At 51.8% G+C, this 21,814-nt stretch carries 17 protein-coding genes; 6 read left to right on the forward strand and 11 right to left on the reverse strand.

All coding sequences use genetic code 11. From position 1 onward, the window contains the following. Positions 1-131: 131 nt before the first annotated feature. Entirely contained in the window at positions 132-1,868 is a 1,737-nt protein-coding gene (locus tag A3193_RS06925; protein WP_069005603.1) for an ATP-binding SpoIIE family protein phosphatase, read from the reverse strand. A gap of 242 nt (positions 1,869-2,110) precedes the next feature. On the opposite strand from A3193_RS06925, the gene A3193_RS06930 reads away from it, so the two are divergent. From A3193_RS06930 to A3193_RS06945, 4 genes are read left to right on the forward strand one after another with little or no spacing between them, the layout of a single operon-like run. Next, positions 2,111-3,241: an MlaE family ABC transporter permease gene (locus A3193_RS06930; protein WP_069005602.1), complete on the forward strand. Its 1,131-nt coding sequence runs from the start codon at positions 2,111-2,113 to the stop codon at positions 3,239-3,241. Then, positions 3,241-4,053: an ABC transporter ATP-binding protein gene (locus A3193_RS06935; protein ID WP_069005601.1), complete on the forward strand. Its 813-nt coding sequence runs from the start codon at positions 3,241-3,243 to the stop codon at positions 4,051-4,053. The genes A3193_RS06930 and A3193_RS06935 overlap by 1 nt, the downstream gene beginning before the upstream one ends. Then, positions 4,037-5,047: an MlaD family protein gene (locus tag A3193_RS06940; protein ID WP_069005600.1), complete on the forward strand. Its 1,011-nt coding sequence runs from the start codon at positions 4,037-4,039 to the stop codon at positions 5,045-5,047. The genes A3193_RS06935 and A3193_RS06940 overlap by 17 nt, the downstream gene beginning before the upstream one ends. A gap of 4 nt (positions 5,048-5,051) precedes the next feature. After that, positions 5,052-5,675: a PqiC family protein gene (locus A3193_RS06945; protein WP_083218362.1), complete on the forward strand. Its 624-nt coding sequence runs from the start codon at positions 5,052-5,054 to the stop codon at positions 5,673-5,675. 112 nt (positions 5,676-5,787) lie between these two features. Here the strand turns inward: A3193_RS06945 and A3193_RS06950 are convergent, their stop codons facing one another. Continuing rightward, positions 5,788-6,570 (reverse strand): CsiV family protein, encoded by a 783-nt coding sequence (locus A3193_RS06950; RefSeq protein ID WP_069005598.1) that lies wholly within the window; start codon positions 6,568-6,570, stop codon positions 5,788-5,790. Positions 6,571-6,632: 62 nt separating this feature from the next. Beyond that, entirely contained in the window at positions 6,633-10,112 is a 3,480-nt protein-coding gene (mfd, locus tag A3193_RS06955; RefSeq protein WP_069014389.1) for a transcription-repair coupling factor, read from the reverse strand. 312 nt (positions 10,113-10,424) lie between these two features. Between mfd and A3193_RS06960 the strand changes: the two genes are divergently transcribed. Both A3193_RS06960 and A3193_RS06965 read left to right on the forward strand, forming a co-directional pair. Continuing rightward, positions 10,425-11,435, forward strand: a complete 1,011-nt coding sequence (locus tag A3193_RS06960; protein WP_139117008.1) for a pentapeptide repeat-containing protein — start codon at positions 10,425-10,427, stop codon at positions 11,433-11,435. After that, entirely contained in the window at positions 11,432-12,136 is a 705-nt protein-coding gene (locus A3193_RS06965; protein WP_069014390.1) for a DNA alkylation repair protein, read from the forward strand. Before A3193_RS06960 ends, A3193_RS06965 begins: the two co-directional genes overlap by 4 nt. A gap of 66 nt (positions 12,137-12,202) precedes the next feature. On the opposite strand, the gene A3193_RS06970 is transcribed toward A3193_RS06965, so the two are convergent. From A3193_RS06970 to A3193_RS07005, 8 genes are all read right to left on the reverse strand, one after another. Next, positions 12,203-13,507 (reverse strand): NAD(P)/FAD-dependent oxidoreductase, encoded by a 1,305-nt coding sequence (locus A3193_RS06970; protein WP_069005594.1) that lies wholly within the window; start codon positions 13,505-13,507, stop codon positions 12,203-12,205. 18 nt (positions 13,508-13,525) lie between these two features. Further along, positions 13,526-14,110 carry a c-type cytochrome gene (locus tag A3193_RS06975; protein ID WP_069005593.1) on the reverse strand — a complete coding sequence of 195 codons (585 nt, stop codon included), beginning with the start codon at positions 14,108-14,110 and terminating at the stop codon, positions 13,526-13,528. A gap of 26 nt (positions 14,111-14,136) precedes the next feature. After that, the gene (locus A3193_RS06980; protein ID WP_069005592.1) at positions 14,137-14,592 is read right to left on the reverse strand and encodes a tetratricopeptide repeat protein; all 456 of its coding nucleotides are present in this window, start codon (positions 14,590-14,592) and stop codon (positions 14,137-14,139) included. A gap of 87 nt (positions 14,593-14,679) precedes the next feature. Further along, positions 14,680-16,173: a multiheme c-type cytochrome gene (locus tag A3193_RS06985; RefSeq protein ID WP_069005591.1), complete on the reverse strand. Its 1,494-nt coding sequence runs from the start codon at positions 16,171-16,173 to the stop codon at positions 14,680-14,682. 988 nt (positions 16,174-17,161) lie between these two features. Then, complete coding sequence (gene fusA, locus A3193_RS06990) at positions 17,162-19,198, reverse strand: elongation factor G (protein WP_069014391.1); 2,037 nt, start codon at positions 19,196-19,198, stop codon at positions 17,162-17,164. 290 nt (positions 19,199-19,488) lie between these two features. Further along, on the reverse strand, positions 19,489-20,790 hold the full coding sequence (gene ccmI, locus A3193_RS06995) for a c-type cytochrome biogenesis protein CcmI (protein ID WP_069005589.1): 1,302 nt from the start codon (positions 20,788-20,790) through the stop codon (positions 19,489-19,491). After that, on the reverse strand, positions 20,787-21,266 hold the full coding sequence (locus A3193_RS07000; RefSeq protein ID WP_069014392.1) for a cytochrome c-type biogenesis protein: 480 nt from the start codon (positions 21,264-21,266) through the stop codon (positions 20,787-20,789). Before A3193_RS07000 ends, ccmI begins: the two co-directional genes overlap by 4 nt. 1 nt (position 21,267) lies before the next feature. After that, positions 21,268-21,810: a DsbE family thiol:disulfide interchange protein gene (locus tag A3193_RS07005; protein WP_069005587.1), complete on the reverse strand. Its 543-nt coding sequence runs from the start codon at positions 21,808-21,810 to the stop codon at positions 21,268-21,270. Positions 21,811-21,814 lie beyond the last annotated feature (4 nt).

The following is a 21,814-nucleotide window of genomic DNA, read 5'->3' on the forward strand; positions in this document are numbered from 1 at the left end:
TTCAGAAATCCTTTTTTGGCATTTGCACGCTATCTTGTCGGTTGCAAACCCCTTGGTATAAAAAAACCGGCTGAATGGTCAGCATTCAAATGTGTCAATTATAGCGGTTGCTCGAGCTTGTTGACACTAAGCTATTTTGTCTTTTCCCAGGCATAGATGGCTTCTGCCTTGTTGCCCGGTTTAAAGAAGTGCAGTTGTTTACAAAGGGACTCGACCAACAGTAAGCCTCGGCCACTGTAGAGCTGATCATTACTGCTATCCTTTTTATGATTGCTGTAGTCAAAACCATTGCCGCTGTCTTCAATCGTGATGATGATATGGCCACCACTATCCTGACTGTAGATCCTGAGGTTTATGCGGACACAACCTTGGGAGAGATTGTTTAGTCGCTGTTCACGCTGTTGGAAATAATCAGTAAATCCATTTTCACCCTGCTTTAGGCTGGAGTCCAGTTTGAGGATGCCATGGTCGAGCGCATTGACATACAGTTCGGTCAGTATGGTAAAGAGGGGGCGTCGATGATCATGCAGTCCTGCAGTCTCCTGGATTGAATTGATCAGGATCGGTATCGGATCGGCTTGACGCAGTTGCGCACCATAAAGTGTGAACTGGAATTCAATGCAGTCCGGGTGTTCTTTCAAAATTGTTTCAGGCAATTCATGTTCAACTTTTTTATTGGGTGCCTTAGAAGAACCCAAAGCTGGAAACATCTGTCGAATCAGTGGGATTTCTACAACACTGATATCATCATCCTGCGGGGCATCACTACAGAATTCCTGCAGCTCACCACTCAGATTATCCAGAATGTAGTCATGATCGATACTGTGCTTGATTGCATCGATATATCTTATCTGCCCGAACAGTTCACCTTTCGGATTCCGTGCCTCGGTAACACCATCCGTTGCCAGTATGATCCGGTCACCCTCATTGATTTTCAAAAAGTGGAAATCATCCTTTAAGTTGATATCCGGCGCTATACCGAGTGGCAGGGATTGGGAGTTGATCTTCTGTTTGATTCTTCGCCCATCCTTGTCGATCAGATAGCAGTCCGGCATACCACAATTGATCAGTTTGATATGGTCGAGCTGGTGATCGATTTTGACAAACTGCACAGCCATGAACATGCCGGTTGGCAGTAGAGTGTACAATTTGTTATTGATCGCCTGCAGTATCTGGTGTGGACCAAACCCTTTGGCTGTCATCGAGCGGAAGGCCTCTGAAGTCGGCAGGGCGCCCAGTGCGGATGCCAGCCCATGACCGGTGAAATCCCCAAGCAGGACATACAGATCATGGGATGGGGCAAAAGCGGTCAACATCAGGTCGCCACTGAACAGGCTGGCAGGTTGCAGCAGACTGTGGATATGTTCCAGGGCAACATTTTCGGCAACCACAGCACCACTGAAGACCTGCTCGGCAATCTCTTGATCTCTTTGCATCCGGCTGTAGAGCATACGCGTATCCTGTTGAAGGATGCGGATCCGCTCCATCGCCTTCACTTTTGCGGAAAGTACGGTAAAGCTGTATGGCTTGGAGAGAAAGTCATCGCCACCTACCTCGACGCAGCGGGCCAGTGCCTTCTCGTCTTGCATTGCGGTGAGAAAGATAATCGGTACAAACGAGTTACCTGCACGCTGTTTGATCTGTATGGTAGCCTCATAGCCGTCCATTTCCGGCATCATCACATCCATGAAAACGATGTCTGGCTGGTGCTGCTCAAACAGGCTCACAGCCTGGCGGCCGTTTTCCGCTTCGATGACCTCATAGCCATGCTTCTGCAGGAGTTTTTTCAGGATCAGCCTGTTGGTTATTTCATCCTCGACAATCAAGGCTTTGCCGTGATTTTCATGGGTGCCGAACTCTTTAGGCATGGTGCTCTTCCGATTCTCTTAGCATGGATTTGTACTTTATATCACAGCTGGGTCTGTTGACACTGATCCAATACTCAGCTCTATTGGGATCCCGCTTGACAGGGCAAGCTTGATCACTGCGTACAGTAAAGATCGACATAGTGTGAAATATCTTGATAGAGGAGCGAACGGGCTACCCAGCAATCCCAGGATATGGTATTGATAAGTTTGTGACCCTATCAGTCGTGAATGGACATTGATCTGTGCACCATCATTCGCTGAAGATTACCTACCCCGATCCAGCTACTGCCGAATTGGCCTTTGTGGGGGATTGGACGCTCCACTCAGAAGTATGTCCCTGGCAGCATCTGCAGCAGCAATTGCAAGCACAGCCTCACCTTAAAAAGATTCGTTTGGTAACGGTTGATCTCGGTATTTGGGATAGCAGATTGCTGAATGTCTTGCAAAAAGTAAGTGAATACTGCGCAGATCGGGAGTATCGACTCGATGCGGATGATCTACCGTCAGGAGTCCGGCGGCTGCTCGATCTGGGATCGGCTGTCGCAGAACGTCAGGGGGCGCGCAGATCAGATCGCCGTTTCTCGTTTTTGTATCGTACCGGTGAAGCGGCCATCGCAATCTGGCAGGAGTGTCTGCGCTTCACCGAGTTCGCCGGTGAACTGGTGCTCTCCCTATGGCGTCTGCTCAGGGGTAGGGCGAGATTTCGCCGTGATGATTTTTTCAACCTGCTGCAGGCGGCAGGACCTGATGCCTTGCCCATTGTCAGTCTGATCGCCATCCTGGTAGGGGCTGTGCTGGCCTTTGTCGGTGCCATACAGTTGCAGATGTTCGGTGCTGAGATCTATGTGGCCAATCTGGTTGCCTTGGGATCTCTGCGTGAGATGGGAGCGATGATGACGGCAATCATCATGGCTGGTCGAACCGGTTCTGCCTACGCCGCCCAATTGGGTAGCATGCAAGTAAATCATGAAATCGATGCCTTGAAGACCTTCGGTATTTCAATTATCGATTTTCTGGTGCTCCCCAGGATGATTGCGCTGGTGATCATGTTGCCTTTGCTGACCCTGTGGGCTGACCTGCTCGGTATAGTCGGTGGGTTGATGGTGAGTGTCATGGTGCTGGACCTCTCACTGCTTGAGTATTTGATTCAAAGCAGAGAGTCGGTGGGCTGGGAGGATCTGACGGTCGGTCTGATCAAGAGCGTCCTGTTTGCCATTGTGATTGCCATGTCCGGTTGTCTGCGGGGACTGCAGAGTGGCCGGGATTCCGCTGCCGTGGGAAAGGCGACCACTTCAGCCATGGTGACAGCCATTTTATTGATTGTGGTATGGGATGCGATTACCACCATTCTTTTTAACCTGCTGGATTTCTAATGGGATTGGCAACGGAGAGAGATCATTCGACGGCGCAAAAACCGCTGATTCAGGTCTCGGATCTGACCATGGCCTATGGTGATTTTGTGATCCAGCAGGAGCTCAACTTCACCATTCATGCCGGTGATGTATTCATCATCATGGGGGGCAGTGGATGCGGTAAAAGTACCCTGCTAAGACATCTCATCGGGTTGCACAAGCCGGCACAGGGAAAGATCCGTTTTCAGGGGGAGTCGATCTGGGATCTGGATAGCCAGAAGCGCCATCAGATCCTTCGGCGGATGGGGGTACTCTACCAGTCCGGGGCGTTGTGGACCCATATGACGCTGGCGGAGAATGTGGCACTGCCTCTGCAGACCTATACATCCCTGTCAACGAAAGAGATCAGTGAACTGGTCTCCTTCAAACTCGCATTGGTGGGATTGAAAGGCTTTGAAGCCTACTATCCTTCTGAGATCAGCGGCGGTATGCAGAAACGGGCCGGCTTGGCGCGGGCCATGTCACTCGATCCCGAACTGCTGTTCTTTGACGAACCATCGGCAGGCCTCGATCCGGTCAGCGCTCGTCGTCTGGATGAGCTGATCCTGGAGTTGAGTGAGAGCCTCGATACGACAATTGTGGTGGTGACCCACGAACTGGCGAGTATTTTTGCCATCGGAGACGACTCGGTGTTCCTGGATCCGGTGTGCAAGCGTATGATCGCCAGTGGCAACCCAAACGAATTACTGGCGACAACAGATGACCCAAGGGTACGTGAATTTCTTACCCGGGGTGATTCAGAGGTGGATCCGAGTCATGCAATCAAGGATTAGTCCAACCCTTATCGGCAGCTTTGTGCTGGCCAGCCTGGCTCTGGGGCTCGCCTCGGTGTTGCTCTTCTCAAACGGCTCCCTGGCCAACAAACCGACCCAGTTCATTCTCTATTTTGAAGGGGATGTGAAAGGCCTGCAGGTGGGTTCGCCCGTCAATTTTCGCGGAGTGAAGGTGGGGCAGGTCGAGTCCATGTCGATCACCTATGTTCGGGAGTCAAAAGAGTTCAGAATTCCGGTGGTGATCGGAATCCGGGATGGTCATGTGAATGTTGATGGGGTGGTCACAGAGAGTGGCGTCAAGCTGGAACTCGATGATTTGATTGCCCAGGGTCTCAGAGCCAGGCTCAATCTGCAAAGCCTGGTGACGGGTAAACTGGAGATTGAACTCGATTTCATGCCCGAGACACCGATCCGGCTGATTGCGGAGGATAAGCGCTATCCTGAAATCCCGACGGTGCAATCGAGTATGGAGAAACTGGCCACTGCGATAGAGCAGATACCGGTTGAGCGGATTACTCAACGGCTTTCAGAGATCCTCGACAGCATTGATGAGATGATGGCGGATGGTGAATTGAAGCGACTGACAACCTCTCTGCTTCAGATTGCCAAGCGACTCGATCAAATCAGCCTGCTGCTTGCTGAACAGGCCCCGGAACTGTTGACGAACAGTAATGCGACACTGCTTGAGGCGAGGGCGATGATTACCGAGGTGGCCGGTACCGCGAAACAGACTCAGGCACTGATCTCAGCAACCGATGAAAACCTGACCTCGGCATTTTCCCGTTGGGACAGAACCCTGGCCAGTGGGGATCAAGCCTTTCGCCAGGTAGGGGAGACGGTCGATACAGCCGACCGGTTGCTCAATGAGGATTCGGAATTGATCAGTCAACTCACCACCACGCTGCGTGAACTGGGTAGTGCAGCACGGGCGATACGCATCATGTCTGAGTATCTTGAACGCCATCCCGAGGCCTTGCTAAGAGGGAAACAATAGACAGATGAATACGCTTTCACTCAGGTCATGGATGGTGGTTTTTCTTTTGATCACCCTCTGTATCGGTTGCGCCTCACCTTCACAGCCAACCCGCTTTTACCGCTTGGATGCAGGCAGCAACAATCTTGGTCCGATTGATCTGACCCCCAGGCCTGGTGGGGTTGTGATCGGCATCGATGAGGTGCAGCTGGCCGGGTATCTGGATCGCCCGCAAATCATTGAACGCAGCTCCAGCCATCGCCTCAAACTCTATGAGTTCGATCAGTGGGCAGGCTCGCTGCAGGAGAACCTGCTTGGCCTGGTCAGGGAGCGGATACAGCAGCAGTTGAGTGCCATGCAGATCATCGCCTATCCTTGGCCACAGGGCTTGAAACCGGACTATGAGTTGAAACTTGCCATTCAGCGTTTTGAAAGGGTCGATGGTAGAATTGAGTTGCAGGGGTTATGGACTCTGGTCGAAACTGATCGCCGCAAAATTGTTTTGATGCAACAGAACCGCTTGCAGGAACCGATCCAGGGGTCAACGATCGAGGCTGGTGTGGCTGCCGCCAGTGAGGCTGTCAGCAAGCTCTCGGAGCAGATCGCTGAGCAGATGTTACGCCAGATCGAGTCTGAAAAAGTGCGTTGATCTTAAATACCGGTTGTCCGTCGATACTGACTTACCGACCGCGGTTTGGACCTTTCATCGGCAAGTTCCGGCAATCACTCTCCAATTGGAAGCGCTGAACTCGGGATCTGGTCTATTGTGTGTTAGGCACTTTCGTTTCAGGTTGCTGTGATTCTGTGGATGGCTCTGGTGTGGTCTCGATCAGTTCCGCTTCTGGTTCAGGCTCTTCGGGTGGAGCAGGCATCTCATATCGAGTGGCAATGGCGAGTATCCCCAATACCGGGTGATCCAGATAGTGCAGCTTACCGCTACGCATGCGTCGTTTCTCCTGCATGCGGTAGTTTTGTGGACCTGGGTCATACTCCGCTTCATTGAGTGTTTGATCCTCCTCCACTCTCAACAGAAGATCCGTCTCCAGATGAAGATAGCGCTTGATGCCGAACTTTATATTCCCCTCCAGAATCGGTAAGGGTTCCTCGAAGGCCGATTTCCTTTTTGATGCCAGGCTGATATGGATTGGAATTGCCTGATCCGGGTGCGCGACAGGTTGACGCCAGGCGGTGTGATAGAGAGGGCGATAATCCCGGGATCTGCGCATGGCACCCCAGGCTTCGGTGAGACTCTTCTCTTCAGCCGGCAAGGCCCGATAGGCGATCGGTTGACCATCCTCAGTCAATGGGCCAGGGCTAAGCTGTAGACTCTGCTCCTGGTCAGGGATACCTGGATCAAGTGCCCAGCCCTCAGTGGATCCGGCGCCAGGTGCGATGCGACGGAATACCAGGACCTCGAATTGATACCAGGGAGCCGACTCCTGTTCCTCATGGGATTCGGCATACAGGTTCATCGGAGCGATGAGCAGCAGACTGAGGATCAGAATGATCACTTTTTCCTGTTTAACGATCATCTTACGCAGCATAGAGTTTCATACCTTCTGAGATTCGAACCTATTCGGGCCTATTGGATTAGTGTTAACAGGCCCTAGTCTATCAGTCTGTCCAGCAATTGGTGGATCTTATCAACCCGGTTGAGCGGATTGTCCAGCTGAGCGTTATACCTTAGCTTATCGTTGCCTTCGAGACGATAGGTATTCGGCTTTTGCTGGATCAGCCTGATCAGTGTAGCAGGGTCGAATTTCGGCTGTTCATCGAAGAGCAATCTCGCCCCTTTAGGGCCGGCTTCGATCTTACGTATTCCCAGGGGATGGGCACGCAGTTTCAGTTCTGTGATGGAAAACAGGTTTTTTGCCGCATCGGGCAACAGGCCGAACCGGTCGATCATCTCGACCTGCAGCTCGCGCAACTCAGCATTGTCTTTGGCGCTGGCGATCCGTTTATAGAGCACCAGGCGGCTGTGGACGTCAGGAAGATAATCTTCCGGTAGCAGGGCAGGTAGGTTGAGTTCGATTTCGGTGCCATGATCCAAAGGCCGGTCCAGTTCGGGCTGGCGGCCCGATTTGAGGGCCTCGACAGCCCGCTCCAACAGCTCTGTATAGAGGGCAAAGCCGATCTCCTGTATTTGCCCGCTCTGCTCATCACCCAGCAGTTCTCCAGCACCCCGGATTTCCAGGTCGTGGGTGGCGAGGGTAAATCCTGCACCAAGATCTTCAAGTGATTCAATAGCTTCCAGGCGTTTTTTAGCATCTGATGTTAAACTTGCTGAAGGGGGTGTGATCAGATAGGCATAGGCACGATGGTGGGAGCGACCAACCCGTCCGCGGATCTGGTGGAGTTGTGCCAGGCCCAGCTTGTCCGCCCGGTTGATGATGATGGTATTGGCAGTCGGTACATCGATACCACTCTCGACGATGGTGGTACAGACCAGCAGATTGAAGCGCTGATGATAGAAGTCCCGCATGATGCCTTCCAGCTGCCGTTCCCGCATCTGTCCATGAGCGACCTGCAGTCGCACACCCGGTAACAGGCTCTCCAGCCGCTCGGCCATGTTTTCAATGGTGCTGACTTCATTGTGCAGAAAATAGATCTGCCCACCGCGTTTCAATTCACGCTGGCAGGCCTCGGTGATCAGACTATCGTTCCATTGACTGACAAAGGTCTTGACCGGATGTCTCAAGGCCGGTGGTGTTGCGATGATCGACAGGTCGCGCATACCGGACATGGCCATGTTCAGGGTACGTGGAATCGGTGTTGCGGTCAGGGTCAGCAGGTCCACTTCACTACGAAGTGCTTTCAACTTCTCCTTGTGGCGTACGCCGAAGCGGTGCTCTTCGTCAACGATCACCAATCCCAGGTTCTTGAATTCGATGCCGTCGGAAAGCAGTTTATGGGTGCCCACAACAATGTCGACACGGCCGTTTTTCAGTCCGTCGAGTACCCCCTGTTGCTGTTTACCGGTTCGGAATCTTGAAAGACTCTCCACTTTGATCGGCCAGTCGGCGAATCGGTCGGCAAAGTTCTGGTAGTGCTGCTGTGCCAGCAGAGTGGTGGGTACCAGTACCACAACCTGCTTATTGCCCTGGGTGGCGGTAAATGCGGCACGCATCGCCACTTCCGTCTTGCCGAACCCAACATCCCCACAGACGACCCGGTCCATCGGTTGAGGCGATGTCATATCATCGATCACCGCCGAGATGGTCTGTTGCTGATCGGGCGTCTCCTCGAACTCGAAGGAGGTGGCAAAGGCCTGGTATTCCGCATCAGGAGTGGGAAACGCGATCCCCTGTCGTGCGGCGCGACGGGCATAGATCTCCAACAGCTCAGCCGCCACATCGCGGATCTGTTTGGCGGCTTTGCGCTTGGTCTTCTCCCACTGATCACCACCAAGTCGATGCAGTGGGGCATGTTCCGGCGAAGCCCCGGCATAACGGCTGATCAGGTGCAGAGAGGCGACGGGTACATAGAGTTTGTCACCCCGGGCGTACTCCAAAGTCAGAAACTCAGTGGTCTGGCCAGCCACATCCAGGGTTTGCAACCCCAGATAGCGACCCACACCGTGATCTTCATGGACAACGGGGGCACCCACATGCAGCTCGGTCAGATTGCGTACAATCTGGTCCGGATCCTGGCTGACTTTACGTCGTCTGCGCTCCTGCCGTACCCGTTCGCCATACAACTGGGTTTCGGTGATGATGCTCAATCCAGCAGCTTCCAGCCAGAGACCCTGCTCCAGAGGCGCCACACAGAGACCGATTTCAAGATCGCTCTCGAGGAAACTGTGCCAGCTCTCCACCGGATTGGCGTGAATGCCAAGATCCCGAAGGGTAGCAAGCAGCATTTCACGCCGCCCCGCACCTTCGGCAATGAAGAGGGTGCGTTTTGCCTTATCCTTGAGAAACTGTTTGAGTGCCGTGGCAGGGGTTTTACTACGTGCCTGAAAGGCTACCGGTGGAGGTAGCTGAGTGTCGTAATTGATCAACTTCGCGTAGCCCTTCGATCGAGTTGGCAGTTCGTGGTGGCTGAGGCTGATCAATTCCCCTTTTTTCAGTGCTGCAGCCAGCTCGTCATCCCGCATATAGAGCTGTTGGGGCGGCAGGATAGGGCGGCTGATATCGTGGCGCCGCTCCTCGTATCGGCTGGTGATCTCGTCGAAAAAAACTCGGGCCTGCTCCCTGATATCCTCCCACTGTATCAGCAGATGGTTTTCTGGCAGATAGTCGAACAGGGTGGCCGTCTGCTCGTAGAACAGGGGCAGGTAGTACTCCAGGCCGCTGGGAATCCTGCCCTCGGAGACATCCTGATAGATCAGACTCTGTTGCAGATCCCCCTCCAGGTGAATGCGGTAGTTTCGCCTGAACTGCTGGATTCCCTCATCATCCAGGGGGAACTCCCGAGCCGGCAGCATCTCGATTACCTCAATCTTTTGCAGCGATCGCTGGCTCTCCGGATCAAAGCTGCGGATGGAGTCGATTTCATCATCGAACAGGTCGATGCGGTAGGGTCTCTGGCTGCCCATGGGGTAGATGTCGAGCAGCGATCCTCTCACCGCAAACTCCCCGTGGGAAAAGACCTGTGAGACACATTGATAACCGCTGCTCTCCAAGCGGCGTCGGGTCTTTTCGATATTTAACGTTTCGCCGGTTTTTATCACCAGGCCGTGTGCGTCCAGAAAACGTTTTGGAGCCAGCCGCTGCATCAGTGTGGATACCGGTGTGACCAATAAACCCTGCTGCATCGAGGGTAGACGTTGCAGGGTAAGCAGGCGTTGCGAGATCAGCTCTGGCAGGGGGGAAAAGAGGTCATAGGGGAGGGTTTCCCAGTCGGGGAAATTGATGACCGGAAGTTTGCCATCACCCAGAAAGAAGCGTAATTCGGATTCGAGTCGGGTTGCCGTCTGCATATCCGGTGTTACAACGAGTATGATCCCCTGATAGTCCTTTGCCGCATTGGCAATCGCCAGGGAGCCACTGCAACCATGCAGGCCGCCCCACTGATAGCGTTCCCCATCCGCGACAGGCAGTTGCGGTGAAAGTGGGGAGTTGGTTGTGTCTGATCTTGTGTTCATCGGAGGCAGGCTGAAATAAAAGCCAGCAATTGTCTCATAACTGCTGCCGCAGGTCAGCGTGCAATAGATCAGAATGGCGATTGAAAATGATGAAATAAGGTGGTCAACCCAAGCTTTCTAACGATCGACGGAAGTGGATATGCCACTCATTTGGGGAATGTGCAAATTACTCAAACAAGCTTAAAATAGGTTACAAAACCAATAAATCATTTCATTCATCGAAACCACTCAAGGCAAATTTCTGTGAGCAAGAAACTCTATTACCTTTTTATACTCATCTTTTGTTTGGCAACACCCCTCAGTGCAAATGAGTTGGCTGTCAAACAACTGCTGGCCAATGGTGAGTGCCGGCAATGTGATCTCTCTGGTGCAGATCTGAGGATGAGCGCTCTGTCAGGCTCTGATCTGAGCGGGGCAATTCTGGATAATGCGATTCTCTACGGAAGTGACCTCAGTGATGCCAATCTTCAAGGGGCCAGCCTGCGTGGGACGAGCTTCGCGAGAACAGACCTCTCTGGAGCAAACCTACAGGGTGTGGTGATTAAACGGGGCCGCTTCAGCCGGGCCGATTTGAGCGGAGCCAATCTGCAGAACAGTGATCTGGAGGAGGCGAATTTCATCGGCACCAATCTCTCAGGGGCCAATCTGACTGGTGCGAATCTTAAATCCTCCATCTTCACAGAGAGTCGTCTGGTGGCGACCGACCTGTCCAATGCCCAACTGGATGGCGCTGATCTTCGAGGGGTCGACCTGAGTCAGGTCAGTTCCCTGAGCCAGGCCAGTTTCAAACGGACAAACCTGCGTAACAGCAATCTTTCCGGACTGGACCTGAGTCATATGGATTTCACTCAGGCCAGGTTGCTCAACGCCAATCTATCCAACACCCTTCTGGTATCCAGCCTGTTAATCGAAACAGAGTTGAAAAAGGCCCGTATGGGCGGTGCCGACCTGCGTCAGGCCACCCTGAAAAGGTCACAGATGCACGGTGTAAACCTGAAAGGAGCTCAGTTTCAGGGTGCTCAACTGGATGGGGTTGTGGTCAGTGGTAACCTGATCGATGTCGATTTTTCCGAGGCCAGTATCGTAAGAGCCAATATGAATGGCGCCAATCTGAAGGGAGCCCTGTTCCACCAGGCAAAACTTGAATTTACCGATTTTGGCTCTGCCAATCTGTATGGTGCGGATTTCAGTCGGGCAGTGTTACACCGATGCAATTTTCGCAAGGCAAATCTACTTGAAGCAAAATTCGAAGGTGTGGATTTGACTGGCAATATCATGGATGGGGCACGAGGCGTAGAGTCGAATTCAAAGCAAGCCAAGTGAAGGCTGAACAACTAACACAGAAACTGGAAAGCCTGGCCAATCCGGAGATCGCTGCCAAGTCCCAACGTTTTTTCAAAACCGGCAAGGGTGATTATGGGGAGGGGGATCGCTTCCTGGGAATCCGCGTCCCCATTCTCCGGCAGCAGGCCAGGGGTTTTCAACAAATGTCTCTGACACAGGTTTTGCGTTGCCTGAAGTCCGCCTATCATGAAGAACGTTTGTGCGCCTTGTTGATTCTGGTCAGAAAGTTTGAGTCTGGCGATGAGACGCTGCGTGAACGTGTCTTTAGACACTACCTTGATAATACCCGTTACATCAACAACTGGGATTTGGTGGACAGTTCTGCCTATCAAATTGTCGGTGCCTATCTTTTGACCCGGGAGCGGGCAATACTCTATGAGCTGGCAAGGTCCGACTCTCTCTGGGAGCGACGGATTGCGATGATCGCCACCTACCGGTTCATAAAAAACCAGCAGTATGACGATGCACTGGCAATTGCAGAACTTTTAATGCTGGACCAGCAGGATTTAATTCATAAAGCCGTCGGCTGGATGATCAGGGAAGTGGGCAATCGTGATCGAAACCGGGCACAACAGTTTCTGAAACCAACCTATCAGGCAATGCCCAGGACAATGTTGCGATATGCGATTGAGAAGTTTCCAGAGCCGCTTAGGCAGATCTATTTAAAAGGCGAGATATAAGGGATCCGGATCAGTCCAGCGGAAGGACAGGGAACCTCTTAACAATCTGAGGTTCCCTGTGAGTGGTCAGGTAAACATGTCAGCAGCGATATTCTTGAACCAGCTGCGGGCAAATTTGGCCTCGATGGCCCGGGTTGCGGCACTGGCATTCATCGGCGAAAGGCCACCGGCGCCTTTCACACCAACGATCTTGCCATCAACAAGTTGATAGACCGCCGCCACAGAGATACCCCATTCTGGTGAGATAATGCTGTAACAGGTGTTGACGTAGGAGGGTTCACCAGGCTCCTGGCCGTTCAGTGCTGCAACGATTGCAGCAGCACAGACCTTACCCTGTGAGTTGGCTGCATACCCCGATTTGGGCATTTTGCCGGCAATACAGGCGTCGCCGATGACATGAATGTCCTTATGCAGTTTGGACTCAAAGGTCTTCTGATTTACCGGGCACCAGCCCGAGTCATCCGCCAGTCCGGCGACCTGTGCAATCTTACCCGCTTTCTGAGCCGGTATCAGATTCACAACATCCCCTTTATACTCTTCCACTTCACCGACCAGGGTACGGCTGTTTGGATCGATCGCTTCGATGATGCCGCCACCGGCGCCGGATACCCACTCAACCATGTCGCCGTAGAACTTCTTATAGCCCTGCATGAACAGACCCTGTTTGGAAAACTTATCCTTGGCGTCAAGGATAATGACCTTCGACTTGGGCTTATGCATTTTGAAATAGTGCGCGATTTGCGCCGCACGCTCATACGGCCCAGGAGGACAACGAAACGGATTGGGTGGCGCAGCGATATAACAGACACCGCCATCCTTCATGGCTTCAAGCTGTTTTCTCAGGGTTACGGTTTGCGGCCCCGCTTTCCAGGCATGGGGAATCTTCTCCGCTACCTGGGCATCGTAACCATCAATTTTTTCGTAACGGAAATCGACACCAGGGGAGACGACCAGTTTGTCGTAGTCATACTGTTTGCCGCTTTTACCTTTGACTGTATGTTTATCAGGATCGATCGCCACGATCTCATCCTGAACCACATTGATGCCTCTCTTATCACTCAGTGTGTCATAACCGAAAGTGAGACTGTCAATGGTCCTGTCACCGCCCAGCACCTCATTACTCAGAGGGCAGGAGACATAGTTTTTATTTTTTTCGATCAAGGTGACATCGATATCGGCATCAGCCAGTTTGATATATTTTGCCGCGATGGCGCCACCATAACCTCCGCCGATGACAATTACCCGGCCTTTACCGCCGCCGGATGCACGTTTGGGTGTATTTGCAGTACAGGCATTGATTGAAGCCAGTGCGCCTAATGCGGTACAGGCGCCGGCAGCTTTAACAAATTTACGTCGCGTGAACATAGCCATTAATTATTCTCCCCCAAATTACTTTTCACTGGCATAAAATTCCGCCATGGCCTTTAACTCTTCATTGGAGAGTTTCATGACGCGTTTGCCCATTTTTCGGGGCTGACAACGTTTCCCTTTGCTATGACACCATTCCAGGTAGTGCATGGTATATTCCGGCCACTGTCCGGCCAGTCGGGGGGCATCATCCTCTTGCACTCTGCCGTTGTCTTCATGGCAGGTTTTACACTGCTTGTCATGTATCTTTTTACCGATAGCCACCATTTTGGAATCGGTTTTAACCGGGCTGGAGATCCACTCCTGATCCGCCATGAAAGAGGCGATTGCTTTCAGCTCCGCGTCGCTGTAACCCTTGGCGATCCGTCCCATGATGGTGGAGTCCCGTTCGCCGGTTTTATATTCCAGCAAAATCAATTGTAGGAACTCTTTTTCCATACCACCGATAATCGGCATTAAGTCACCGGCGCTGGCACCCAGAGTGCCATGACAACCGGCGCAAGTGTTGGCAAGCATGCTGGGTGAGCGAACCCCTTCCGCAGTCAGGCTGCCCGAGAAAATCACCGCGGCTGTCAATGCGAGTAGCCGTGCTTTTCTGTTTTTCATGAAAATCTCCTCTGGTGAAATCTGAATCAGTGCATCGAGTTCGAGTTGTTGGATGAGCGTTGATTCAGCCACGTAACAACTTTGTCAATTTCTTGTTTTTTGGATGGATCCAGCTGTTGTGCCTGTTTCAAGGCCTCTCTTGCCAGCTGATATCTTCCAAGGTGCAGATAGGCGACAGCCAGGCCGATGAAGGCTTCTGAATTGGATTGATCCAGCATAATCGCCTGTTGAAAGTTCTCGATGCCTGAGGAGTAAGACTGCTGTAACAGTTGTACTCCACCAAGTCGAGTATAGGCCAGAGAGGAGGAGGGTGCTTCCTTGATTGCCTCTTCCAGAAGTGATTGAGCGGCTTTCAGGTCACCAGCTTCTGTTTGATGGAAGGCTTGTTCAATCAGGGTCTGTTGTTCGCTGTTGGCCGTGATTGAGAAAGAGAGGCTGCAACCGAGTAAAGCAACAACCAGGTATCTTGAGTATCGCAGCATTGAATACCTCATTGGAAAAATACGGTAGCGGAAGATTGTGAGAAATGAAAAACCCCCTTCAGGATCACCTGAAGGGGGTGAGGGGGTTTACTTCAGCGCGCCTTTACCGTAGCGCTCTTCAAAACCCTTACGTACCTTGTCGATGGACTCCTTGCTCATACCTTCAAAGTACCAGGTGTGACCGTCGATAGGTTTGAAGTACTTGTCGAGCATGGCCTCAGCAAACTTGGTGTTGCCGTCCTTCTTCATAGACACTTCTTTCAGCTCGGGTATCCATTTCATGTAGGTGTGCTTGGCTACATCATAGATACCGTGCCACCAGGTATAGTCAGGACCACTCATGGACGCACCGTGACGAGCGCGGCGGCCTTCATGATGCCAGATTTCCCACCAGGTCCATTCGATCTTGTCGTCAAACGGGGCCTTGGTGATATAGCCGTTCTTCTTCAGCTCACCCATGACAGCAGCGATAGGTTTGGCGAATTTCTCATTGTAGAGCTCGACCACGTTATCGAACTGGTTGTAGTGACCATTGATAACACTGTCGCTGTGACAGGCTTTACAGACTTCCTGCATCTTCTTACGACGTTCCTGCCAAGTCACGACCTCGACTACGGTAGAACCCTTGGCCTTGTCACCGACCTTGGGGATTTTCTTACCCTCTTTGACGTCGAACTCATTACCGTTCTCCAGACGAATCAGGTTGATCTTCTGAGAGATTGGTGGACGCAGGGTCCAGGAGATACGATCACCTACGTTATGGGTCTTGCCCTCTTTGCCGCCGGCGCTCATGTGGCAGGTGGCACAGGTCGGTGCGGCTGAATAGTCGACACCGGCGACCCACTTATCGGACTCCATGTTCATCTCATCGACTTTCGCGCGATAGATGATGCCGTGCTTGGACTCGTTGTAGACCTCAATCTGAGGATGGTCGGGACCGACATGACACTTACCGCAGGTATCCGGTGTACGGGCCTGGGCTTTGGAGAAACGGTGACGACCGTGACAGGCAGTACAGGAACCGGCGGAACCATCAGGGTTGATTCGGCCGATACCGGTGTTGGGCCATGTGGTCGGCAGGGGTCTGCCATCTTCACCGATCTCGATCTTGGAGCCGTGGCACTGGCGGCAACCTGCATTGACTGCTGCAGGGCCGCCGACTACTTCACCAAGGAGGTTATCGAGGGATGCGAGGATTTGACCGCCTTTAGAGTGATGGGAGCCATCCATCTCTTCGAATTCTACCGAGTGGCATTTCGAGCAGTCTTTAGGGGTTACAATAATTGAAATTAGCTGACCTTCATGTTCAAAGCCATCAACATCGTCAGCTTTGGCTTCATGACAGTCAAGGCAGTTTACACCACTTTGACCGTGTTGACTGTTGTTCCACTCCATGGTCAGTCCTGGATCCTCCTGCCAGTGACACTCCACACACTCATGTCCTTTTGGGTTGCCCCAATCTTTACCAATTTCACCAGACGGTCTTGCGGCATCTGCTGTTGTGACTTGCAGCATCAGAGCTAGTCCCGCAGCAACACTCCCCAGTATCGCGGTGAACCGACCATTACCGAAGCGTTTCATAGCTCCCTCCTGTGATGGGTTGAACAAACAGTTGAAGTGCTCCAATAGACGGCCGCGTCAATAATCCAATAGCATTAAAGACGTCAGGTTATCGAATATGGAACCCCTTGTTTTTGTTAATTAGTAAGCGTTTATTAAGACAAGGATGGATACGACTTCCTCCCAACCCCAAATTTTTATTGTATGGGGACTGCATGGTTTCACTACATTGAGGCCAGTAAAACCCTTTTCTTATTATTGCTTACTGTAGACTATCAAAACGGTTCGTATAGGGGGGCGCCTTGATTTAAATCAAAAGTGTCAGCGCCGGGCGATCATAGATCATTGAGGAATTTTAAAAGTTGTTCTAAATGCCGTGAAAGATATGCAAAAAGTAACTAACTTTACGAATCTTACAAATTAAAATTATGTTTATTTAAACCAGAAAATCAGCAAATTTCTTAAGCTGATTTTAAGAGTGAAAATTGTATTGCCCAGAACGAAATAAACATAATTACCCATCTTTAAATAGTCATTATACCTATAAGTAGGTATTTGCAGTTTTGTTTATATTATTAATATCTGGATGGTTTGTTTATCCCGCTTTAGTTCAATTGATCATACCAGTTTTGGAATCCTCCGATTACCACCGATAGAGTACTGATTATTACTCAACTGAAAAAGCTGGCTGACCCACTGCTTGAAGCTGCAAGCCACATACAGTGATGTTTTGATATCGCTTTATCTGAATCTGCTGCTATTGATAGGGCAAGGTATATTTCCACAAGTACTTTGCTCGGTGAAGTTAACTCAAACTGTTGTTTCGGCTTTGATTCAGAAAGATCGCTGTTGCGTTGAGTCGAGCCTGTCGCTTTTGTACACCACAGCTAACTTTCGTTTGAGATGTTATAAAACTTTGAACAGATATATCCTGGCCATAAAAGCGAAGCTGAGGGCGCGACTCGGTCGCAGCCTCAGCTCGCTTTACCGTTTTCGGGTTAATAAATGGTTATGCCTGCTTTGAGCTGCTCATCTGTTTTTGAATGTTCGGGGGAACCGCCTCGTAATGGCTGAACTCAATGCTATAGCTGCCTTCGCCACCGGTCATGGCTTTAAGCTGGGTGGAGTAGCCTTCAAGTTCCGCCAGCGGTGCCTGCCCCTTGATTACCAGGGTGTTGTTGCGCCCAGTCTCCGTGCCACTGATCTGGCCTCTGCGTCCAGCCAAATCACCGGTCAGGTCACCCATGAAACTGTCAGAGGTGGTAATCGAGATATTCACAATGGGTTCAAGGATAACCGGCCCAGCTTTCTCAACGGCTTCTAGAAAGGCCTTTTTACCAGCAGTAACGAAGGCGATCTCCTTGGAGTCGACAGAGTGAAATTTACCATCGTAAATCGTAACTCTTATGTCCTGCATGGTGAAGCCACTGATCGCTCCCTCTTCCATGGCACTTCTGACCCCTTTTTCGACCGCCGGAATAAATTGACCGGGAATCGCTCCGCCAACCACTGCGTTGACATACTCAAAGCCTGAACCTCTCTCCAATGGCTCTATTCGCAGAAACACTTCACCGAACTGTCCTGCGCCACCGGTCTGTTTCTTGTGCCGATAGTGACCCTCTGCCTTGCGGGTAATGGTCTCCCGGTAGGCGATGCTGGGTGGATGGGTCTCGACTTCCACACTGTATTTCTTTTTGATCTGCTGCAGAAGTACATCGAGATGCAGCTCGCCCAGACCGCGCATGACCGTCTCATTGAGGCTGACATTGTGCTCAACATGGAAACAGGGGTCTTCATCTTCCAGCTTATGCAGAGCATCACTCAATTTTTGCTCATCACCGCGCTTGGTGGTGTTGATCGCCAGGCCAAACAGCGGTAAAGGGCACTCAATCGAGCGGAGATGGTGGTGGTCTTCATCGTGAGAGTCATGTATCACCGCATCGAAATGAATGTCGTCAATTCGCGCTACGGCGCAGATGTCGCCGGGTACACCCTGTTTCATCTCCTCCTGATCTTTCCCTTGCAGACGGTAGAGGTGATTGACCTTGAACGGTTTTCTGGCATCGCCGATATAGAGTTGGGAATTGACTTCGAGCTTGCCCTGATGGATTCGGAAGATACCCAGTTTGCCCCGGTAGGGATCATTGATTACTTTGAATACATGGCCTATGACATGCTTACTCTCATTGGGAGAGACGTCAACAGGCTGCATGTCAGCCCCTTCACCCTTCATGAATGGGGGTGGATTGCCTTCTGTTGGATCGGGCATCAGTTTGACGAACAGATTGAGCAGCTCATCGATACCGGCGCCGTTCTCTGCCGAAGTAAAACAGACCGGGATCAGATGGCCTTCACGCAGCGCCTTCTCGAATGGATCGTGTAACTGTTCGGGTTCAATCGCCTGTCCCTGTTCCAGGTAGAGCTCCATCAGCTCTTCATCCACTTCGACGACCTGGTCCACCAGGTTGTCATGTGCCTGACTGACCGAAGAGATATCGGTGGTATCGCCACCCGGTTGAAAGAAGCAGTCGATCACCTTTTTTCCGTTTTCAGCGGGCAGATTGATCGGCAGACACTCTTTACCAAAGGTCTCCTTCAGATTCTCCAGCAGTGCATCATGGTCAACTTCTTCTGAATCGATCTTGTTGATGATGATAAACCGGCACAGGTTGCGTCGTTTTGCGGCATCCATCATGCGGATGGTAACCGGTTCGATACCGGTCGTAGCATTGATTACCACCATCGCCGATTCCACGGCAGGCAGGATGCTGATACCCCGACCCAGAAAATCCGCATATCCGGGGGTGTCGATGATATTGACCTGTTTGTTCTCGTGGCTCAGATGGGTGATGGCGATATCCAGGGAGTGTTGCAGCTCTTTCTCCAGATCATCGCTGTCACAGACGGTGTCGCCTCGTTCAATTGTCCCTTTTGTCTTGATCATGCCCGATCGGTGCAGCAGGCTCTCGATCAAACTCGTTTTACCTGAGCCGGCATGTCCGACCAGTGCGATATTGTGGATATCATGGGTAGAGTAATTGGCCATCGGGACTCCTATCATCAGCAGAACATGCCGGGTTTTGTAGCCATCAGAGGCGTCGGCTAAGTGTTATTGATTATGTTTGTTGCCAGTATATCAATCAACTATCTGAAGTTGTTGAGCTCAGGCAGTAGATTGGCATAAATCAGCCTGATTTTTCAAAAAAAATCATGATGCTGGTCAGCTTCATACCGGCCAGCAGGCGATTTACACTCTGTGCAGGGTGTGGGATCGGGCAGAATGGGTTCTGTTCCGGCAAAGGCTGCGTCAAATCGAGCCTTTGCCAGTGAGGGGAATCAGGGGTGTACCGAATTGATCACGACTTGAACTGTCTCTGCTGATCCAGGCGCTACCGGCTGAATCTCACCTTCCAGGTCTCCAGCCTGAGCGGTGGGACTGCCAGACATGGATATCCTGGCACCGACCACCACTTCATTGAAGCCGGAGAGCTTCATCTGCGGCATCATTGCCATGCTGTCATCCAGACTGATTGAAATCGGCAGATCACTGACCTTTTTTCTGACTGCAGCCAGTGGCATAGGGGGGCCGCTGACCGCCTTGGCATAGATGAATACCAGATCATTCGGTTTGGTCTTGGCCTGCAGTTCAGGGGACAGGGATACGGCGACCTTGATCGCCTCGTTGGCCGCTGCAGCAGCTGGCTGTGGTTTGGCTTTGGGTTTCTGTTTCTTCACAATGCTCGGCAGCTCTGTCTCTTCCGCAGGAAGACCCAGCTGATTGCGCGCATCATCGATTGCGTTATTCACCGATTCAAGTTCGGCGCTCTGTGGTGTGAGGCTGGTGCGAAGCGCATCCCAACGCAGGATTGCCGATTTGAAATCGTTGGATTGATAAGCCTGGATACCAGCCAACCAGAGCACGTTCGGGTTTTCCGGTTCCAGTTGGTACGCCTTTTCGATCATTGGTGCAGCACGACCGGTAAAATCGTTGCCGGTTGTTGCGGCAATGGCTTCCGCATAGGCCAGCAGCAGATCCACGCGCTGGTCATTCATCTCCATTGCACGCTGGTAGGCGTTGATTGCCGCTGAGTGGTCATTGAGGGCCATATAGCTGCGGCCGAGCATGACCCAGCCGTCCTGATTATCCGGATTCTCTTGCAGTTTTTCCGCCAGTCTTCTGACCAGCTCATCCATTGGCGGAAGGTTTTCCATACCACCGGAGGGTGCCTGGGCAGTCTGCTGGGTTGTGCCAGCTGCCGGCTGTTGAGCCAGATGGTTGATGATCTCAGGGGTGCCCAGCTGGTCGTAGAGTAGCCAGGCGGCAAGCGGAACCAACAGAGCGGTGCCTGCCATGATGCGTCCTGATCGGCTCGCCAGATTGCTGGAATCCGAAGTTGATGTGGAGACATCGGTCAATAGGGACTTCTCCAGGTCCTTGCGGGCCGCATCATAGCGGTTCTGGTCCAGGTTGCCCGCTTCAAGATCGTTGTCCAACTCCTCAAGCTGCTGTTTGAAGACAGCCAGGTTGAGTTCGTCAGAGGTGATTTTATCGGTTACCTCTTTTCTTAATAACGGCAGGCCAACAAAAGCCATTGCCAGGACGGTCAGCCCGGCAATAATCATCCAGAATAGGGTCATTGATTCGTGTCTCTTTGTTCGTTCGACTGATTCAGCAGTTTTTCGAGTCGTTGTTGTTCTGCCTCACTCAGTTCTGTTTCTCTGCTCTGGTTTTTGCGCTTGATGATCCGAAACAGAACCACACCACCAATCAGAAAAAAGATTAACGGGCCGAACCAGATGGGGTAGGTGCTTGGCTTGACAGGCGGACTGTAGAGGACGAAGTCACCATAGCGGGCTACCATGAAATCGATGATCTCCCCCTTGCTTTGACCACCCTTCATCATGTCGTAGATTTCATTTCTCAGGTCAATCGCCAGTTCTGCATTGGACCCCGCCAGTGACTCGTTCTGACAGACCAGGCAGCGCATCTCTTCAATGATTTCGCGAAAGTCCTCATCCTGTGCTGGATCCTCGAAGGTATATTCGGCGAGGGTTGCGGCTTGCAGGGCGGTCAGCCCCAGAAGGTAGATAAAACTGAACAGAAATAGACGCACGTTATGATCCTTTGGCTTTCAAATCATTGATCATGGGAAGCAGTGTATCGTTGAATACACCGAGGGTGAGCGGGCCCGCATGTTTGTAATGAATGATGCCATCGCCATCGACCAAAAAGGTTTCAGGGGCGCCATAGACCCCAAGATCGATGGCTGTGCGTCCCTTCTGATCGAAAATGTTGACCGTGTAGGGATCACCCAGTTGTTGTAACCAGGCTTGTGCCTTGACCCGTTCATCTTTCCAGTTCAGCCCCACGATCTCCACTTTACCTGAACGGGCTAGGTGAACCAGGGTATCGTGCTCTGCACGACAGGAGACACACCAGGTTGCCCAGACATTCAACAGGTAGATCTTACCCTTGAGGTTCTGATCATTGATCATGGTTTGGGCGCTTTCCACCGAGGGCAGGGAGAACTCCGGTATCGATTTGCCGATCAAAGGGGAGGGAATCTCCCTGGGGTTCATGCCCAGCCCTTTATAGAGGAAAACGGCAATTATCCCGAATACGATCAACGGCACGGAATAACGCAAATAGCGGTTCATTACA

The sequence above is a fragment of the Candidatus Thiodiazotropha endoloripes genome (assembly GCF_001708965.1).
Classification (GTDB): Bacteria; Pseudomonadota; Gammaproteobacteria; order Chromatiales; family Chromatiaceae; genus Thiodiazotropha; species Thiodiazotropha endoloripes.

Excerpts from the sequence above, each read along its gene's own strand:
- ccmI (WP_069005589.1), bottom strand. The coding sequence starts at position 20,790 with ATGACCCTATTCTGGATGATTATTGCCGGGCTGACCGTCCTGGCAATG.
- A3193_RS06950 (WP_069005598.1), bottom strand. The coding sequence starts at position 6,570 with ATGCTGCGTAAGATGATCGTTAAACAGGAAAAAGTGATCATTCTGATC.
- A3193_RS06970 (WP_069005594.1), bottom strand. The coding sequence starts at position 13,507 with ATGGCTATGTTCACGCGACGTAAATTTGTTAAAGCTGCCGGCGCCTGT.
- A3193_RS06935 (WP_069005601.1), top strand. The coding sequence starts at position 3,241 with ATGGGATTGGCAACGGAGAGAGATCATTCGACGGCGCAAAAACCGCTG.
- A3193_RS07005 (WP_069005587.1), bottom strand. The coding sequence starts at position 21,810 with ATGAACCGCTATTTGCGTTATTCCGTGCCGTTGATCGTATTCGGGATA.
- A3193_RS06940 (WP_069005600.1), top strand. The coding sequence starts at position 4,037 with ATGCAATCAAGGATTAGTCCAACCCTTATCGGCAGCTTTGTGCTGGCC.
- A3193_RS06985 (WP_069005591.1), bottom strand. The coding sequence starts at position 16,173 with ATGAAACGCTTCGGTAATGGTCGGTTCACCGCGATACTGGGGAGTGTT.
- A3193_RS06925 (WP_069005603.1), bottom strand. The coding sequence starts at position 1,868 with ATGCCTAAAGAGTTCGGCACCCATGAAAATCACGGCAAAGCCTTGATT.
- A3193_RS06980 (WP_069005592.1), bottom strand. The coding sequence starts at position 14,592 with ATGCTGCGATACTCAAGATACCTGGTTGTTGCTTTACTCGGTTGCAGC.
- A3193_RS06975 (WP_069005593.1), bottom strand. The coding sequence starts at position 14,110 with ATGAAAAACAGAAAAGCACGGCTACTCGCATTGACAGCCGCGGTGATT.
- A3193_RS06945 (WP_083218362.1), top strand. The coding sequence starts at position 5,052 with ATGAATACGCTTTCACTCAGGTCATGGATGGTGGTTTTTCTTTTGATC.
- mfd (WP_069014389.1), bottom strand. The coding sequence starts at position 10,112 with ATGAACACAAGATCAGACACAACCAACTCCCCACTTTCACCGCAACTG.
- fusA (WP_069014391.1), bottom strand. The coding sequence starts at position 19,198 with ATGGCCAATTACTCTACCCATGATATCCACAATATCGCACTGGTCGGA.